The organism is Escherichia coli, assembly GCF_036503815.1.
Classification (GTDB): Bacteria; Pseudomonadota; Gammaproteobacteria; order Enterobacterales; family Enterobacteriaceae; genus Escherichia; species Escherichia coli_F.
Window position 1 is genome coordinate 1,822,779 of record NZ_AP027764.1, and the last position, 17,498, is coordinate 1,840,276.

The window sequence follows — 17,498 nt, forward strand, 5'->3', positions numbered from 1 at the left end:
TAAATCCTTTTAATCAAACAATGATTCAATGTCGTTAATCAGCTCGCTGGCGGTGATGTCGTCGAGCATGGAAAAAGTAAGTAAAGGTTGTTTACCGTAGCGATCATCTGGCGAGGTGATTTTTACGCTTTCAACAGGTAACAGGTCGCCATAACCTGTTTCGCCATAAATTAATGAAAAATGTTCTGTTTCAAGTTCGAGATCGCCATAAGGGGTAGATTTGCGCATCGCATAGACGCTGCCGCTTTCTTCCAGACGTTGCCAGCCTCGGCGCTCTAGCCCGACAATACGTCCGGCCTGACAGAGCTGTCCTTGCCAGCGTGTCAGGTCGTGGGTATTCCGTTCATTATCAGCAAGACGATAACTACCACGATCGAGCTGTTGGAAGGGGGGAAGCAGTTCGTAATCAGCGTAAATTTGCCTGAATGCAGCGGCAGATTCAGGGGGGATTTCCAGCACATGCGGTATACCGATGTTTCCTGCTGGCAGCGTGAATAACTCATCCTGCGCATCGCTGTAAGTGCTGTCTTCTGCGACCCGGAAGCAGGCAATCAGCGTGTTTTCTTCAGTATATACTCCCCATAACAGCCGTCGGGTTAAGTGACGTACCAGCGGATGCTCCACCAGAAACAGGCGGAACTGTTCTGCCGTCCAGCGTCTGCGCTGGCACATAGCCTGCTCCAGACGATCAATCTGCTGACTGGCAATGGCGCGCACATCTTTCTTCAATTGTTTGAAGAGGTTAACGGCGTCAGTTGCCAGTGTTTTATCATCGCTCTGATTTGGTTTGGGTAAATCTTTCAGGACTTTGCCGTTTGCATCGCGCACTACAGGTTTTAAGGTTTCGTCAAAACCAACGGTGAATTGACGTGGGCCGAAATTAAGTATCAGCGAGCCGTTGATATCAAGCCCTAAATCTGGAGCCAGGCGGTCTTCCAGTTCGGCCATAGTCAGCCCACGGTTTTCAGCAACTATGTTGATTTTCTCGCGGGCATGTTCCTGTAATACAACGAATTTAATCTTTTTCGCAATGCCATTAAGCAGCATTAGCGCAACATCGCTGCCAATATCAGCTAATACATCCAACCCGGACACCGCCCGTTTATGCTGTGATTCCCCAGGCCAGGCACTGATAAGCGGGGTTAATTTACGCGCGGTGTCGTCATTGCCTAAAATCCCCAGCGAAGTAAATGCCCAGTTTTCTTTTGCGGGTGCGCCAGCTTCTGTCCAGGCGGTATACAGATCCCAGCCAAAGTCAGCCAGTGATTCGCGAGTGAAGGTTTCTTTGATGATCTCCAGCCCAGCGTAGGCGGTAATGTCGCGAGGAAAGCTCAGCATAGTGCCCAGGTGGCGCATAGCGTCATCTGGTAGAGGCAGGTTGTTACTTTTAAGCCGTGGTCTGCGCCATAAGGTGAACTGATAAAAGCCGGGCAGTGGGGCGATTTTTGCGGGATATTCTTCCAGAGGATCGCTATCAAATAATGTTGCCAGCGCAGCTAAAACATCAGGTTGATTATATCCTTGCGCGATTTTCTCAATCGTTTCTCGCTGGTTTAATTTCACTAGCAGGCGGAGCGCCTGGCGGGCATATTCCCGATTTTGGCACGGTTTGCCCAGTGCCAAAGGCAGTAGCCCGGCGGCGGCATGGCGCGGGTTATTTGCCAGCCAATTAACGGCATCCTTGTAAGCCATTTTTTTCTGTAACCGCTGCGCCATTGGTAAGGCTAGTTCACTGGCCCCAATAAAGAGGGTGAATATCCACAGTCGTTGATGATCTCGTTGCAAGCAGGTCATAAACGCAGGAATGGCCGTACTACCAAAAACTGCCAGAATCTCTTTCTCACCTGAATATCGCTCCTCAATGATTATTTGGTTGAGAAATGAAATCGCCTGTTGTCCCGGTAAGTAACAAAGCGCAGATAGATTCCAGCTTTTGTTGGCATTGTTGTGATATTTCGCAAACTCAGCTTTTAGTGCTGGAAAATCAAAGCGCAACAAGGCATCAACAGCGCTTTGCGGTATATATTTTTTTTCATGTAAGTCATCTTCGCAATGCAGCCATTCATTAAAACCTAATTGCCAAAGGATTTGTTGTTCTGGTGTAAAAGGAATGAAAGATGTCTCCCAGCTTTCTTTTTCAATTAGTGGCAGGTCGGTAAATAAGGTTTGCTGTGATGCCTGATATTGTGCGATTTCATAGAATCTGGATATGTCAGTATGGCTGATTAACTCTGTAATTCCTGGTGTGATATCCGTGACGGCAGGAATGGGAAGCACAGGTAAATCAAATACGGGTATTACATTTTTCTTCTTATTTATTATCCACGGTGGAGCGACAAACAGCTCTGGCAACATATCCGCAGTGGCATACTCACATTCTTTAGCTACTGACTGAGGACGACATTCAGATAAGATGCCTGCCGCTTTAGCATTAACCCAGGGAATGACGTCAGTGACTAACTCTGGCGTGACGGTAACCAGTTTGACAAGCGCGTTGCGCCACTGTGCATCTTCATGTATTGCCAGCAAAGTAGCATAAGCGGCAATAGCCGCAGCGGGATGTTTTTGGCAGGCTTTGCTTAAGTATTCCAGGTGCTTTTTCTTGCCATTTACACCGAGGATCAGAATTTGAATCGCATCCGGGTGATTCGTTTTCCATAGCCATTTGACAAGATCTTCAGTCTCGCTGATGCGCTCGAAGAGATAAGTGGGATTGTCAGAATGCTCTTCCACAAACTCAGTAAGTATCCGGCTTACACCGCGCACGCCATTATTCGCCAGCAACATTGCCAGATAAGCGCGAAAATCACGATGCAATGGTGGGAAGTCGTATTTTTCTGCTGCAGTCAGAGCCGCGTCATTGGTTACTACCAGTCTTAACCAGGTCATCGCCGGAACGTTTTGGTCTGCGTAACGTAGCGCCATAGCATTGGCAATATCCGGGCGTTCAGGGATCAGTAATGCAGCAAAAGGTTGCCGTGCGGGGGATAGCGTCGGAATTGCGGCGAGTACTTTATCTACACAGCGTTGCCACTCATCTTCTGAAGCGAGTGAAAGATAATGACATAGACGTTGATGCCAATTCGGTAGCGATTCTGCTTTGAGATCTGGAGGAATAATGGTGGTGACGACGCCTTTTACTGATTTATATTTTAGTTGAAGAGCGAGAAGGGTGATTTCAATGGTAGTTTCCAGACCACAGCGAATGATTAAGTCATCGACCAGTTCATCTGCAGAGTAAGAATTCCAGAAACTCCAGAGCAATGCCGCATCAGATTGCGCACTCCCTGTCTGGTTATTACCCAGAATTCGCATTTGTACCTCAGCAAAAGCCTGCTGCCAGTTTTCTGGATAAGAACGGTAATTGTTGTCGGGGTCATATGCCCTGGTGTTATTCGCGATGCGCTTCCATATTTGACCATCTTTGTGCAGATAATTGATATCTCTGGGGCGAGAGCGATGTGGAAAAGCAAATCGGTTAATATCGTCGGTTAGCGGAATGGCTGCATCATCAGCCAGCCATGGGCGTTTGTTTTTACTCTCAGGTGAAGTTTCAACGTCAGGAGTGACTTTGGTGACGGGGGGGATATGCACGTTTGCCGAAGCGTCTTCCACATAGCCTTTTTTCGTTTTCTCAGCGATAAGCTTCAGTTCCGCTTTTTCCGCCGCCGCAGCATCAGCAAAGCTTTTTATCTGACTTTGCCCTTGGGTGCCAACTTTTCCCCAACTGATATGCAACTCGTTACCTTGTTGCTCCACCGTCCAGAATTTATGTGATTTTTCGTCCTGATAGATAAAACTCTTCATCCGCGTTCCCTGTATTTATATCCAGTTATAAGCGGATGCTATCAGTTAATGAAAAAAATTAAGAGCGTTGAACAAACAAGAAAACAACTTTAGGAATTCATAAAGAAAAGGCGCTGTCGATGCAGCGCCTTGAAGGGGGATTATTTCACCTGATGACCCGGTTTAGCACCGGCATCCGGGCTTAGCAGGAAGATATCTTTCCCGCCAGGACCGGCAGCCATCACCATGCCTTCGGAGATACCGAAGCGCATTTTACGTGGTGCCAGGTTAGCCACCATAATGGTGTGACGACCAATCAATGCCTGCGGATCCGGGTAAGCAGAACGAATGCCGGAGAAGACATTGCGTTTTTCACCGCCGAGATCCAGTGTCAGGCGCAACAGTTTGTCAGAACCTTCAACAAACTCTGCGTTTTCAATCAGCGCCACGCGCAGGTCAACTTTAGCGAAGTCGTCAAAGGTGATGGTTTCCTGAATCGGATCATCTGCCAGTGGGCCAGTAACTGGCGCGGCAGTGGCTTTCACTTCTTCTTTAGATGCTTCCACCAGTGCTTCAACCTGCTTCATGTCAATACGGTTATACAGCGCCTTGAACGGATTCACTTTGTGGCCCAGCAGCGGTTGCTGGATACCATGCCAGGTCAGTTCCGTATTGAGGAATGCTTCTGCACGCTCGGTCAGTTTCGGCAGTACCGGCTTCAGGTAAGTCATCAGCACGCGGAACAGGTTTATGCCCATCGAGCAAATTGCCTGCAGGTCGGCATCGCGGCCTTCCTGTTTCGCCACCACCCACGGAGCCTGTTCATCGACATAGCGGTTAGCCAGATCAGCCAGTGCCATGATTTCGCGCACTGCTTTACCAAATTCGCGGCTTTCCCATGCTTCACCAATCACTTCAGCGGCATCCGTGAAGGTTTTGTACAACTGCGGGTCAGCCAGTTCGCTTGCCAACACGCCGTCAAAACGCTTGTTGATAAAGCCCGCGTTACGGGATGCCAGGTTTACAACCTTATTAACGATATCGGCATTCACGCGCTGGACGAAATCCTCGAGGTTGAGATCGATATCATCAATGCGCGAAGAGAGTTTCGCAGTGTAGTAGTAACGCAGGCTGTCAGCGTCAAAATGATTCAGCCAGGTGCTGGCTTTAATAAAGGTGCCGCGAGACTTGGACATCTTCGCGCCGTTCACCGTTACATAGCCGTGAACAAACAAGTTGGTCGGCTTGCGGAAGTTGCTACCTTCCAACATGGCAGGCCAGAACAGGCTGTGGAAGTAAACAATATCTTTACCGATGAAGTGGTACAGCTCGGCGGTGGAGTCTTTCTTCCAGTATTCATCGAAGCTTACGCTGTCGCCGCGCTTGTCACACAGATTCTTGAAAGAACCCATGTAGCCAATCGGTGCGTCCAGCCAGACGTAGAAATATTTGCCCGGCGCGTTCGGAATTTCAAAACCGAAGTAAGGGGCGTCGCGGGAGATATCCCATTGTTGCAGGCCAGATTCAAACCACTCCTGCATTTTGTTTGCCACCTGCTCCTGCAACGCACCGCTGCGGGTCCATGCCTGCAGCATTTCGCTGAAAGAGGGCAGATCAAAGAAGAAGTGTTCAGAATCACGCATTACCGGGGTAGCGCCAGAAACCACCGATTTCGGCTCGATCAGTTCAGTCGGGCTGTAGGTCGCGCCGCAGACTTCGCAGTTATCGCCGTATTGATCCGGGGATTTACATTTCGGGCAGGTGCCTTTTACAAAACGGTCCGGCAGGAACATGCCTTTTTCCGGATCGTACAGTTGAGAGATGGTGCGGTTTTTAATAAAACCGTTTTCCTTCAGGCGAGTATAGATAAGTTCTGACAACTGTCGGTTCTCTTCACTGTGCGTCGAGTGATAGTTGTCATAGCTGATGTTAAAGCCTGCGAAATCAGTCTGATGCTCCTGACTCATTTCGCCAATCATCTGCTCCGGAGTGATACCAAGCTGCTGAGCTTTCAGCATGATTGGTGTACCGTGGGCATCGTCGGCGCAGATGAAGTTGACCTCGTGGCCGCGCATTCGCTGGTAACGGACCCAGACATCAGCCTGGATGTGCTCCAGCATATGGCCGAGGTGGATTGAGCCGTTAGCGTACGGCAGTGCGCACGTCACCAGAATTTTCTTCGCGACTTGAGTCATAGTAGGCATTACTTCTTAATAGTGAAAAGGGGTTAGATAGTACCAAATGGGAAAATGTTAAGTAAGTACTTCTCTATATTCTTCAGGTAAACTATCAGCTGATGGTTTATCTATACAAAAAAGGAGTCGGGATGAACGAACAATCCCAGGCCAAATCACCAGAAGCCTTGCGCGCAATGGTCGCCGGGACACTGGCCAATTTTCAGCACCCAACCCTGAAGCATAACCTCACCACGCTGAAAGCGTTGCACCATGTCGCCTGGATGGACGACACGTTGCATGTGGAACTGGTTATGCCATTCGTCTGGCATAGCGCGTTCGAAGAGTTAAAAGAGCAATGTAGCGCCGAACTGCTGCGCATCACCGGGGCGAAAGCTATCGACTGGAAACTGTCTCACAATATCGCCACCTTAAAACGCGTGAAGAATCAGCCGGGAATTAACGGCGTGAAGAACATTATTGCTGTCAGCTCCGGTAAAGGCGGCGTGGGTAAATCCTCCACGGCGGTAAATCTGGCGCTGGCACTGGCGGCGGAAGGGGCGAAAGTCGGCATTCTGGACGCCGATATCTACGGCCCATCAATACCCACCATGCTGGGCGCAGAAAATCAGCGTCCAACTTCGCCGGACGGTACCCATATGGCACCGATTATGTCTCATGGACTGGCAACCAATTCAATTGGTTATCTGGTTACTGACGACAATGCGATGGTGTGGCGTGGTCCGATGGCGAGCAAGGCGTTAATGCAGATGTTGCAGGAAACCTTGTGGCCGGATCTCGACTATCTGGTGCTTGATATGCCGCCAGGCACCGGTGACATTCAATTGACACTGGCACAAAACATTCCAGTAACTGGCGCGGTAGTGGTCACCACCCCGCAGGACATTGCGTTGATCGATGCGAAAAAAGGCATTGTGATGTTCGAGAAAGTCGAGGTTCCGGTGCTCGGTATTGTCGAGAACATGAGTGTGCATATTTGCAGTAACTGTGGTCACCATGAACCGATTTTCGGTACCGGTGGTGCAGAGAAACTGGCCGAGAAATACCACACGCAGTTGCTGGGGCAGATGCCGTTACACATTTCCTTACGTGAAGATCTCGATAAAGGCACGCCAACAGTTATCAGCCGTCCGGAGAGCGAATTTACTGCTATCTACCGCCAGCTGGCTGACCGCGTTGCAGCCCAGCTTTATTGGCAGGGAGAAGTCATTCCTGGCGAGATTTCCTTCCGCGCGGTCTGACGCGTATTAACCTTTTTGGTTGTTTTTCGTACACCGCAGAGATGTTACATTGATGCGGTGTATTTGTTTTTGCCGCATTAATGAACACTTATTTAATGCTGCGAATATTCTGCGGACCTTCGTCCGAAACTCTATAAAGTCGATTGATCGTACAGGCAATGCTTCATTATCATCCTTCGTGGCTGTGTAGTGGATGTACAGCTATAGTTTGTTATGCACTCATTCTATCCAGGCATAACCTTTACTACAGGGATAACGTTCAATGAATAAGTACTGGCTGTCAGGAATTATTTTTCTTGCCTATAGAATGGCTTCTCCCGCGTTCTCTTCACAGACTGCCACATTAACGATTAATGGCAGGATCAGTCCCCCAACATGCAGTATGGCTATGGTTAATGGTCAACCTCAACAGCATTGTGGTCAGTTAACGTATGATGTTGATACCCGTCATCAGGTTTCTTCGCCAGTCAAAGGTGTGACGACAGAAGTGGTTGTTGCAGGTAGCGATAGCAAACGTCGAATCGTGTTAAATCGCTACGATTAATTTTCCACCCTGGTTTTTTAAGCGGATTTAGAAAGCTGAAATCATTCGTGTGAATGATTTCAGCTTTTTTATTGATATTAATAATACCATTTAAAAAAATCTGCATTAATTAATAGATATGATAAATATTTAATATACTTAAGTATTTGTTGTATTTATATTGCAATAGTTAATTTGTTTTAAATCAACAAAACAATATGTTTACATTGCGGCAACTTTTTTGATGTGAGAAATTTGTTTCCAAGAGATACAGACTCTTAACAACCAAAAAATAAATTTTATTAAGGAACATATTATGAAACGTTCAATTATTGCTGCCGCTGTCTTTTCTTCTTTTTTTATGAGCGCTGGGGTATTTGCCGCAGACGTTGATACCGGAACATTAACCATTAAAGGGAATATTGCAGAATCTCCGTGTAAATTCGAAGCGGGTGGCGATTCAGTAAGTATTAATATGCCAACTGTACCAACCACTGTCTTTGAAGGTAAAGCTAAATACTCGACCTATGATGATGCAGTCGGTGTAACCAGCAGCATGTTAAAAATTAGCTGTCCGAAAGAAGTTGCTGGTGTAAAACTCTCGTTGATTACCAACGATAAAATAACCGGAAACGATAAGGCGATAGCCAGTAGTAACGATACCGTGGGTTACTATCTCTATTTAGGTGATAACAGCGATGTCCTGGATATTTCTGCACCTTTTAACATTGAGAGTTATAAAACGGCGGAAGGTCAATATGCTATTCCGTTTAAAGCAAAATACCTGAAACTGACAGATAACTCAGTGCAATCAGGTGATGTGTTATCTTCTCTGGTTATGCGTGTGGCGCAGGATTAATAAATAAAATTGCAAGTTTCTCCAGGTAATAAACATGGCCGCTATCCCCATGGCGGCTTTTTAATTTAAGAGGCATTAAGATGAAAGGATTATTATCTTTACTCATTTTTTCTATGGTCCTTCCTGCGCATGCCGGAATTGTTATCTACGGGACGCGCATTATTTACCCGGCAGAAAATAAAGAAGTGATGGTGCAGTTGATGAACCAGGGAAACCGTTCTTCGCTGCTGCAGGCGTGGATTGATGATGGCGATACGTCGCTACCACCAGAAAAAATCCATGTTCCTTTCATGTTAACGCCACCAGTGGCAAAAATAGGCGCAAATTCCGGGCAGCAAGTAAAAATCAAAATTATGTCGAATAAACTGCCCACTAATAAAGAGAGCATTTTTTATCTGAATGTTCTGGATATTCCACCAAATAGTCCAGAGCAAGAGGGCAAGAATGCACTGAAATTTGCAATGCAAAACAGAATCAAATTGTTTTACCGGCCTGCGGGTATTGCACCGGTAAATAAAGCGACATTTAAAAAGTTACTGGTAAATCGCAGTGGCAATGGATTGGTGATAAAAAATGACTCAGCAAATTGGGTAACGATTTCGGATGTCAAAGCTAATAATGTCAAAGTCAATTATGAAACTATTATGATTGCCCCCTTAGAAAGTCAGAGTATTAATGTCAAAAGTAATAATGCGAATAACTGGTATCTGACCATTATCGATGACCATGGCAACTATATTAGTGACAAAATTTAATTGCAGGAGCTGCCTATGTTGAGAATGACCCCACTTGCATCAGCAATCGTAGCGTTATTGCTCGGCATTGAAGCTTATGCAGCTGAAGAAACCTTTGATACCCATTTTATGATAGGTGGAATGAAAGACCAGCAGGTTGCAAATATTCGTCTTGATGATAATCAACCCTTGCCGGGGCAGTATGACATCGATATTTATGTCAATAAGCAATGGCGCGGGAAATATGAGATTATTGTTAAAGACAACCCGCAAGAAACATGTTTATCAAGGGACATTATCAAGCGGTTAGGCATTAATACCGATAACTTTGCCAGCGGTAAGCAATGTTTAACATTTGAGCAACTTGTTCACGGTGGGAGCTATACCTGGGATATCGGAGTTTTTCGTCTCGATTTCAGTGTACCGCAGGCGTGGGTGGAAGAACTGGAAAGTGGCTATGTTCCACCGGAAAACTGGGAGCGGGGTATTAATGCGTTTTATACCTCTTATTATGTGAGTCAGTATTACAGCGACTATAAAGCGTCGGGTAATAGCAAGAGTACATATGTACGTTTTAACAGCGGGTTAAACTTACTGGGGTGGCAACTGCATTCTGATGCCAGTTTAAGTAAAACAAATAGCAATCCAGGGGTGTGGAAAAGCAATACCCTGTATCTGGAACGTGGATTTGCCCAACTTCTCGGCACGCTTCGCGTGGGTGATATGTACACATCAAGCGATATTTTTGATTCTGTTCGCTTCAGCGGTGTGCGGTTGTTTCGTGATATGCAGATGTTGCCTAACTCGAAACAAAATTTTACTCCACGGGTGCAGGGGATTGCTCAGAGTAACGCGCTGGTAACTATTGAACAGAACGGTTTTGTGGTTTATCAGAAAGAGGTTCCTCCTGGCCCGTTTGCGATTACAGATTTGCAGTTGGCCGGTGGTGGAGCAGATCTTGATGTCAGCGTGAAAGAGGCGGACGGTTCGGTAACCACCTATCTGGTGCCTTATGCAGCAGTGCCGAATATGCTGCAACCCGGCGTGTCGAAATATGATTTTGCGGCAGGTCGTAGCCATATTGAAGGGGCGAGCAAACAAAGTGATTTTGTTCAGGCGGGTTATCAGTATGGTTTTAATAACTTATTGACGCTGTATGGCGGATCGATGGTCGCGAATAATTATTACGCGTTCACTTTGGGGACTGGCTGGAATACACGCATTGGTGCCATTTCCGTCGATGCCACGAAGTCGCATAGTAAACAAGACAACGGCGATGTGTTTGACGGGCAAAGTTATCAAATTGCCTACAACAAATTTGTGAGCCAAACGTCGACGCGTTTTGGTCTGGCGGCCTGGCGTTATTCGTCGCGTGATTACCGGACATTTAACGATCACGTTTGGGCAAACAATAAAGATAATTATCGCCGTGATGAAAACGATATCTATGACATTGCCGATTATTACCAGAACGATTTTGGCCGTAAAAATAGCTTTTCTGCCAATATGAGCCAGTCATTGCCAGAAGGCTGGGGTTCTGTGTCCTTAAGTACGTTATGGCGAGATTACTGGGGGCGTAGCGGCAGCAGTAAGGATTATCAGTTGAGTTATTCCAACAACCTGCGACGGATAAGCTATACCCTCGCGGCAAGCCAGGCGTATGACGAGAATCATCATGAAGAGAAACGTTTTAATATTTTTATATCGATTCCCTTTGATTGGGGTGATGACGTTACGACGCCTCGTCGGCAAATATATATGTCTAACTCAACGACGTTTGATGATCAGGGTTTTGCCTCAAATAATACGGGATTATCGGGAACCGTTGGATGCCGGGATCAATTTAACTATGGGGTCAACCTGAGTCATCAGCATCAGGGAAATGAAACGACAGCTGGAGCGAATTTAACCTGGAACGCGCCGGTTGCGACAGTGAATGGCAGTTATAGTCAGTCGAGTGCTTATCGACAAGCTGGAGCCAGTATTTCAGGGGGCATTGTCGCCTGGTCGGGTGGCGTTAATCTGGCGAACCGTCTTTCCGAAACGTTTGCTGTAATGAACGCACCTGGAATTAAAGATGCTTATGTCAATGGGCAAAAATATCGTACAACAAATCGTAATGGAGTGGTGGTATACGACGGAATGACACCTTATCGGGAAAATCACCTGATGCTGGATGTGTCGCAAAGCGATAGTGAAACAGAATTACGTGGTAACCGGAAAATTGCCGCACCTTATCGCGGCGCGGTCGTACTGGTTAATTTTGATACCGATCAGCGCAAGCCCTGGTTTATAAAAGCGTTAAGAGCGGATGGGCAACCATTAACGTTTGGTTATGAAGTCAATGATATCCACGGTCACAATATTGGTGTTGTCGGTCAGGGAAGCCAGTTATTTATTCGCACTAATGATGTACCGCCATCGGTTAATGTGGCAATTGATAAACAACAAGGGCTCTCATGCACAATCACCTTCGGTAAAGAGATTGATGAAAATAGGAACTATATTTGCCAGTAATAATCGGGTGGCTCTATGAAAATTCGCATAATGTTATTTATATTAATTATGATGGTAATGCCTGTGAGTTATGCAGCATGTTATGGAGAGTTATCTGCCCAGCATAATTTTGCTGTTCAGGGGGATTTTGCACTTACTCAAACACAAACGGCAACATATGAGCATAATTTTAATGATTCGTCATGCGTGAGTACAAATACTATCACCCCTATGAGCCCGTCGGATATTATTGTTGGACTTTATAACGATACCATTAAATTAAATTTACATTTTGAATGGACCAATAAAAACAACATCACGTTGTCAAATAATCAGACCAGTTTCACCAATGGTTATTCGGTAACGGTGACACCTGCGGCCAGTAATGCAAAAGTGAATGTTTCTGCGGGGGGCGGCGGTTCAGTGATGATTAATGGTGTTGCGACATTATCCAGTGCTTCATCATCGACACGCGGGAGTGCTGCAGTACAATTTTTACTGTGTTTATTCGGTGGCAAGTCATGGGATGCATGTGTAAATAGCTACAGAAATGCATTGGCACAAAATGCAGGTGTCTATTCCTTTAATCTGACATTGTCATACAACCCGATAACCACAACCTGCAAACCGGACGATTTATTAATTACTTTAGAGAGTATTCCCGTTTCACAATTACCAGCTACAGGTAACAAAGCAACAATAAATAGTAACAAAGGGGATATTGTTCTGCGTTGTAAAAACTTATTAGGTCAACAAAATCAAACATCACGGAAAATGCAGGTGTATTTATCAAGTTCTGACTTGTTAACCAACAGCAACACAATACTGAAAGGTGCGGAAGATAATGGCGTAGGATTTATTCTTGAAAGTAATGGTTCTCCAGTCACACTTTTAAATATCACTAACAGCAGTAAAGAATACACAAATTTAAAAGAAATTGCGGCAAAGTCAAAACTTACAGATACAACGGTTTCAATTCCGATAACTGCCAGTTACTACGTCTACGATACAAATAAAATTAAATCTGGCGCACTGGAGGCAACCGCATTAATCAACGTGAAATACGACTAATAACAAGCAAGACGAGCAAGTGGCTAATAATAAAAAATAACAAGGTGTCTGCATTTCCCCCTCATGATGAGGGGGCTTTTTTTAGCGATGATAAAAAATCTCACCATCGTAGGCTTTAATGATTTTACCGTCGGTGTCGCTGATCAACACGTACGCGCCACCCATATAGGTCCAGTGCGTCCCGGCATCAGGCGCGGGCAGGTTACGTAACTGCCACTGCTTAATGTTGTACTCATCGGTGCGGTACATCTCTGGGACGGTATCGCCTGGTTTGAAATGCTTAAAGTCAGCAATGAAACTGCTTAACTCATACTTAGAAATTCCCGAGGTATTGGTCGAACCCGCGGTGGCTGGTGCGGCCCAGGCGGCACTGGTAACCAGCAAAAGCACACCCAGCAACATCTTATTTTTAATGGTCATAAACTCTCCACTTTGGGGATCTGTAATATCAGTCGCATATCTTTCCTGCCATACAATATAACTGACAAGCGATATTTTGTTAGTGATCCCATGATTTCGTAAAAAGTGTAAATGAAAGGATGCCCTAAAAGCATCCTTAGCGAGCAGAGAGCCAGCGGAAATAGCTGATTTAAGAATCATCCTGGGCTGAAGATAACATGCAAGCCTAAAGGATTGAGTTATCGCATTATGCCCATAAAGCCATGTACGCCCATATACACACCAACTAAGCCAATCAACAGACTGGAAAAATAGGGGGCGCGTTTAGCGAGAGTGTTAAATCCGCTCCAGCGTTTTGCGACCTGCTGAACGCTGATTGCTGCGCCAACGCCTACGGTGACCAGCGTTAACGCAAGGCCAATGCTGAAACTGACGACCAGTGTTGCGCCCAGTGTCAGGGCTTTCAACTGAATGCAAATCAACAGCACGGTAATTGCTGCCGGGCAGGGGATAAGGCCACCGGTTAAGCCAAATAACAAAATTTGCCAGTTGGTGACCTCTCGACCATCGAAGCGTCGTTTAATGTCATTGGCATGGGCTCGTGCATGAGCATCCTGATACTCCCCATGTTCGTGATGGTGATGATGTCCATGGTCGTGGTGATCTTCGTGATCGTGATGATACTCATGATCATGCCCGTGCATATTCTCCAGCCAGTTACGTTCGCCGCGCCAGGTACGCCAGAACATCCAGAACGCGGTGCTCATAATGATCACCGCGGAAATCAACTGGAGCCACGGTTCTGCTGATTGAGCAGTAAAGCGTTTGCTGATCACCATCCCGCCAAAGGCAATCAACCAGACCACCGCGGTATGCGAAAGGGTTGCTGCCAGTCCGAGCATCACCGCCTGTTTAATGGTGCCTTTGATGGCGATGATAAACGCCGCCATCATCGTTTTTGAGTGCCCTGGTTCCAGGCCATGAAGCGCACCAAGTAAGATGGCGCTGGGGATGAAGAACCAGGCATTTCCTTGCTGAAGAAGAGTGGTAAATTCGGTCATGATAATAATTCTTAGTATTAATTCGGCAATCCGATTCTACTCCCCCCCAGTACCTGATACTACCCCCCAGTAGAATAATAGTGCTATGATTTTTCATGTTCTTGTTAACCAGGTGTTGCCATGTCTCATACAATCCGTGATAAACAGAAACTGAAAGCGCGTGCCAGTAAGATTCAGGGTCAGGTCGTGGCTCTCAAGAAAATGCTCGACGAGCCGCACGAATGCGCTGCAGTTTTACAACAGATTGCTGCTATCCGTGGCGCGGTAAACGGTCTGATGCGGGAAGTGATTAAAGGTCATCTGACGGAACACATCGTTCACCAGGGGGATGAGCTAAAACGTGAAGAAGATCTGGATGTCGTTCTGAAGGTGCTGGATTCATATATCAAATAATTTCACAACGTTATTGTAATCCCGCCGTTTTTCCTCGTTTACAACGTGTGCGCGGGACATTACCATCCATCTCTGCGATTCATCATCGCAACCAAACGACTCGGGGTGCCCTTCTGCGTGAAGGCTGAGAAATACCCGTATCACCTGATCTGGATAATGCCAGCGTAGGGAAGTCACAGACCACCAGGTCATTGCTTCTTCACGTTATGGCAGGAGCAAACTATGCAAGTCGACCTGCTGAGTTCCGCGCAATCTGCGCACACGTTACACCTTTTTCACCAACATTCCCCTCTTGTGCACTGCATGACCAACGATGTGGTGCAAACCTTTACTGCCAATACCTTGCTGGCGCTCGGTGCATCGCCAGCGATGGTTATCGAAACCGAAGAGGCCAGTCAGTTTGCGGCTATCGCCAGTGCCTTGCTGATTAACGTTGGCACACTGACGCAGCTACGCGCACAGGCAATGCGTGCTGCCGTTGAACAGGCAACACACTCTCAAACCCCCTGGACGCTTGATCCGGTCGCGGTTGGCGCACTCAATTATCGTCGCCGTTTTTGTCATGAACTTTTATCTTTTAAACCGGCAGCGATACGTGGTAATGCTTCGGAAATCATGGCATTAGCTGGCGTTGCTAATGGTGGACGGGGAGTGGATACCACTGTCGCCGCAGCTAATGCGATACCCGCTGCACAAACACTGGCACGGGAAACTGGCGTAATCGTCGTGGTCACTGGCGAGGTGGATTATATTACCGATGGTCGTCGCACCGTTGGCATTCACGGCGGCAATCCGTTAATGACCAAAGTGGTAGGAACTGGCTGTGCATTATCGGCGGTTGTCGCTGCCTGTTGTGCGCTACCAGGCGATACGCTGGAAAATATCGCATCTGCCTGTCACTGGATGAAACAAGCCGGAGAACGCGCAGTCGCCAGTAGCGAGGGGCCAGGCAGTTTTGTTCCACATTTCCTTGATGCGCTCTGGCAATTGACGCAGGAGGTGCAGGCGTGAAACGAATTAACGCTCTGACAATTGCAGGCACTGATCCCAGTGGTGGCGCAGGAATTCAGGCAGATCTCAAAACGTTCTCTGCACTTGGTGCTTATGGTTGTTCAGTAATAACCGCTCTGGTAGCGCAAAACACCCGAGGCGTGCAATCGGTGTATCGCATAGATCCTGATTTTGTCGCCGCGCAGTTGGATTCGGTGTTCACTGATGTGCGAATCGACACCACTAAAATCGGTATGTTGGCGGAAACCGATATTGTTGAAGCGGTGGCAGAACGGTTGCAACGTTATCAGATCCAAAACGTGGTACTCGACACCGTTATGCTGGCAAAAAGCGGCGACCCTCTGCTTTCACCTTCGGCGGTTGCCACGCTGCGCAGTCGATTATTGCCACAGGTTTCATTAATAACGCCAAACTTGCCCGAAGCAGCTGCCTTGCTCGACGTGCCACACGCGTGCAACGAACAGGAAATGCTGGAACAAGGACGAGCGCTGTTAGCGATGGGCTGTGGCGCAGTGCTGATGAAAGGCGGTCATCTGGATGATGAGCAAAGCCCGGACTGGCTGTTTACCCGAGAGGGGGAACAACGGTTTACTGCACCGCGCATTATGACCAAAAACACCCACGGCACTGGTTGTACGCTCTCTGCGGCGTTGGCTGCACTACGCCCGCGCCATACAAACTGGGCTGACACCGTACAGGAGGCAAAAAGCTGGCTTTCATCGGCATTAGCCCAGGCCGACACGCTGGAAGTTGGCGACGGTATTGGTCCGGTTCACCACTTCCACGCCTGGTGGTGAGCACCGTACTATAGCTGCTTTGGATTTTTTTCAGCCTGCTTGTGCTGAAAATGCAGGGATGAAGCCAATGCAGCTATGGATTGCCAGTCGTAAAAGATTTACCGCCTTACTTTGTGCCCTTGGGCTAATTTCCATCGTGGCGATTTATCCCAGCCAGACGGTTAATTTTTTCTATTCCACAGCAGTTCAGATCAAAGACTATATTCACTTTTATGGTTACCGCCCGGTCAAATCTTTTTCTATTCGTATTCCTGCCAGTTACACCATTCACGGAATAGATGTTTCGCGCTGGCAGGCACGGATCGACTGGCAGCGGGTGGCAAAAATGCGCGATAACGGTATTCGCTTGCAATTTGCCTTTATCAAGGCGACTGAAGGCGAAAAGCTGGTGGACCCGTATTTTTCGCGTAACTGGCGTCACAGTCGTCAAAATGGCCTGTTGCGTGGGGCGTATCATTATTTTTCCCCGTCGGTATCCGCTTCAGTTCAGGCGCGATTATTTCTGCAAACGGTGGATTTTGCCCACGGTGATCTCCCAGCTGTGCTGGACGTAGAAGAGCGCGGAAAATTATCGGCGAAGGAATTACGCAAGCGGGTAAGTCAGTGGCTAAAAATGGTCGAAAAAAGCACAGGAAAAAAGCCGATTATTTATGCAGGCGCGACGTTTTATCACACGAATCTGGCGGGGTATTTCAATGAGTATCCGTGGTGGGTTGCGCACTACTATCAACGTCGTCCGGACAATGACGGCATGGCATGGCGTTTCTGGCAACATTCCGACCGTGGCCAGGTGGATGGCATTAATGGCCCGGTGGATTTTAATGTGTTTAATGGCACGGTGGAGGAGCTGCAGGGATTCGTGGGGAGCACATTCACGAAGTAAACATCAAAAATCAGAATTTCGGGGGCTGATAAAACAGGTGTTCAACCCG

General features: G+C 47.2%; 14 protein-coding genes and 1 riboswitch. Of the genes, 10 read left to right on the plus strand and 4 right to left on the minus strand.

Annotated features, from left to right (window positions below; translation table 11 throughout):
- Positions 1-9: 9 nt before the first annotated feature.
- Complete coding sequence (locus AABJ99_RS08680) at positions 10-3,807, minus strand: DUF4132 domain-containing protein (protein WP_039021903.1); 3,798 nt, start codon at positions 3,805-3,807, stop codon at positions 10-12.
- Positions 3,808-3,947: 140 nt separating this feature from the next.
- Positions 3,948-5,981, minus strand: a complete 2,034-nt coding sequence (gene metG, locus AABJ99_RS08685; RefSeq protein ID WP_039021902.1) for a methionine--tRNA ligase — start codon at positions 5,979-5,981, stop codon at positions 3,948-3,950.
- 131 nt (positions 5,982-6,112) lie between these two features.
- Between metG and apbC the strand changes: the two genes are divergently transcribed.
- From apbC to yehA, 6 genes are all read left to right on the plus strand, one after another.
- Entirely contained in the window at positions 6,113-7,222 is a 1,110-nt protein-coding gene (apbC, locus tag AABJ99_RS08690; RefSeq protein ID WP_001005448.1) for an iron-sulfur cluster carrier protein ApbC, read from the plus strand.
- 262 nt (positions 7,223-7,484) lie between these two features.
- The gene (gene yehE / locus AABJ99_RS08695) at positions 7,485-7,766 is read left to right on the plus strand and encodes a YehE family protein (RefSeq protein ID WP_039021901.1); all 282 of its coding nucleotides are present in this window, start codon (positions 7,485-7,487) and stop codon (positions 7,764-7,766) included.
- Positions 7,767-8,061: 295 nt separating this feature from the next.
- Positions 8,062-8,604, plus strand: coding sequence for a fimbrial protein (gene yehD, locus AABJ99_RS08700; RefSeq protein WP_001563645.1), 543 nt, complete (start codon positions 8,062-8,064; stop codon positions 8,602-8,604).
- An 80-nt stretch (positions 8,605-8,684) separates the two neighbouring features.
- A complete protein-coding gene (yehC, locus tag AABJ99_RS08705; RefSeq protein WP_039021899.1) occupies positions 8,685-9,359 on the plus strand; it encodes a fimbria/pilus periplasmic chaperone in 675 nt (224 codons plus the stop codon).
- 15 nt (positions 9,360-9,374) lie between these two features.
- Positions 9,375-11,855 (plus strand): fimbrial biogenesis outer membrane usher protein, encoded by a 2,481-nt coding sequence (gene yehB / locus AABJ99_RS08710; RefSeq protein ID WP_039021898.1) that lies wholly within the window; start codon positions 9,375-9,377, stop codon positions 11,853-11,855.
- 15 nt (positions 11,856-11,870) lie between these two features.
- Complete coding sequence (gene yehA / locus AABJ99_RS08715) at positions 11,871-12,905, plus strand: putative fimbrial-like adhesin protein (protein WP_000702197.1); 1,035 nt, start codon at positions 11,871-11,873, stop codon at positions 12,903-12,905.
- A gap of 81 nt (positions 12,906-12,986) precedes the next feature.
- Here the strand turns inward: yehA and rcnB are convergent, their stop codons facing one another.
- Both rcnB and rcnA read right to left on the minus strand, forming a co-directional pair.
- On the minus strand, positions 12,987-13,325 hold the full coding sequence (rcnB, locus tag AABJ99_RS08720) for a Ni(II)/Co(II) efflux transporter accessory subunit RcnB (RefSeq protein ID WP_000153074.1): 339 nt from the start codon (positions 13,323-13,325) through the stop codon (positions 12,987-12,989).
- A gap of 218 nt (positions 13,326-13,543) precedes the next feature.
- Entirely contained in the window at positions 13,544-14,365 is an 822-nt protein-coding gene (rcnA, locus tag AABJ99_RS08725; RefSeq protein WP_039021897.1) for a nickel/cobalt efflux protein RcnA, read from the minus strand.
- A 120-nt stretch (positions 14,366-14,485) separates the two neighbouring features.
- Between rcnA and rcnR the strand changes: the two genes are divergently transcribed.
- The 4 genes from rcnR (at position 14,486) to yegX (ending at position 17,449) form a co-directional block, all read left to right on the plus strand.
- Positions 14,486-14,758, plus strand: a complete 273-nt coding sequence (gene rcnR / locus AABJ99_RS08730) for a Ni(II)/Co(II)-binding transcriptional repressor RcnR (RefSeq protein WP_000019944.1) — start codon at positions 14,486-14,488, stop codon at positions 14,756-14,758.
- A 91-nt stretch (positions 14,759-14,849) separates the two neighbouring features.
- Positions 14,850-14,946, plus strand: a riboswitch (TPP riboswitch).
- Positions 14,947-14,980: 34 nt separating this feature from the next.
- Entirely contained in the window at positions 14,981-15,769 is a 789-nt protein-coding gene (thiM, locus tag AABJ99_RS08735) for a hydroxyethylthiazole kinase (protein ID WP_039021896.1), read from the plus strand.
- A complete protein-coding gene (thiD, locus tag AABJ99_RS08740; protein WP_039021895.1) occupies positions 15,766-16,566 on the plus strand; it encodes a bifunctional hydroxymethylpyrimidine kinase/phosphomethylpyrimidine kinase in 801 nt (266 codons plus the stop codon). Before thiM ends, thiD begins: the two co-directional genes overlap by 4 nt.
- 67 nt (positions 16,567-16,633) lie before the next feature.
- On the plus strand, positions 16,634-17,449 hold the full coding sequence (gene yegX, locus AABJ99_RS08745) for a glycoside hydrolase family 25 protein (RefSeq protein ID WP_338387534.1): 816 nt from the start codon (positions 16,634-16,636) through the stop codon (positions 17,447-17,449).
- Positions 17,450-17,498: the final 49 nt, after the last annotated feature.

Bases quoted from the DNA above. Each gene is read 5' to 3' on its own strand.
- AABJ99_RS08680 (WP_039021903.1), bottom strand. From the start codon at position 3,807: ATGAAGAGTTTTATCTATCAGGACGAAAAATCACATAAATTCTGGACG.
- metG (WP_039021902.1), bottom strand. From the start codon at position 5,981: ATGACTCAAGTCGCGAAGAAAATTCTGGTGACGTGCGCACTGCCGTAC.
- apbC (WP_001005448.1), top strand. From the start codon at position 6,113: ATGAACGAACAATCCCAGGCCAAATCACCAGAAGCCTTGCGCGCAATG.
- yehE (WP_039021901.1), top strand. From the start codon at position 7,485: ATGAATAAGTACTGGCTGTCAGGAATTATTTTTCTTGCCTATAGAATG.
- yehD (WP_001563645.1), top strand. From the start codon at position 8,062: ATGAAACGTTCAATTATTGCTGCCGCTGTCTTTTCTTCTTTTTTTATG.
- yehC (WP_039021899.1), top strand. From the start codon at position 8,685: ATGAAAGGATTATTATCTTTACTCATTTTTTCTATGGTCCTTCCTGCG.
- yehB (WP_039021898.1), top strand. From the start codon at position 9,375: ATGTTGAGAATGACCCCACTTGCATCAGCAATCGTAGCGTTATTGCTC.
- yehA (WP_000702197.1), top strand. From the start codon at position 11,871: ATGAAAATTCGCATAATGTTATTTATATTAATTATGATGGTAATGCCT.
- rcnB (WP_000153074.1), bottom strand. From the start codon at position 13,325: ATGACCATTAAAAATAAGATGTTGCTGGGTGTGCTTTTGCTGGTTACC.
- rcnA (WP_039021897.1), bottom strand. From the start codon at position 14,365: ATGACCGAATTTACCACTCTTCTTCAGCAAGGAAATGCCTGGTTCTTC.
- rcnR (WP_000019944.1), top strand. From the start codon at position 14,486: ATGTCTCATACAATCCGTGATAAACAGAAACTGAAAGCGCGTGCCAGT.
- thiM (WP_039021896.1), top strand. From the start codon at position 14,981: ATGCAAGTCGACCTGCTGAGTTCCGCGCAATCTGCGCACACGTTACAC.
- yegX (WP_338387534.1), top strand. From the start codon at position 16,634: ATGCAGCTATGGATTGCCAGTCGTAAAAGATTTACCGCCTTACTTTGT.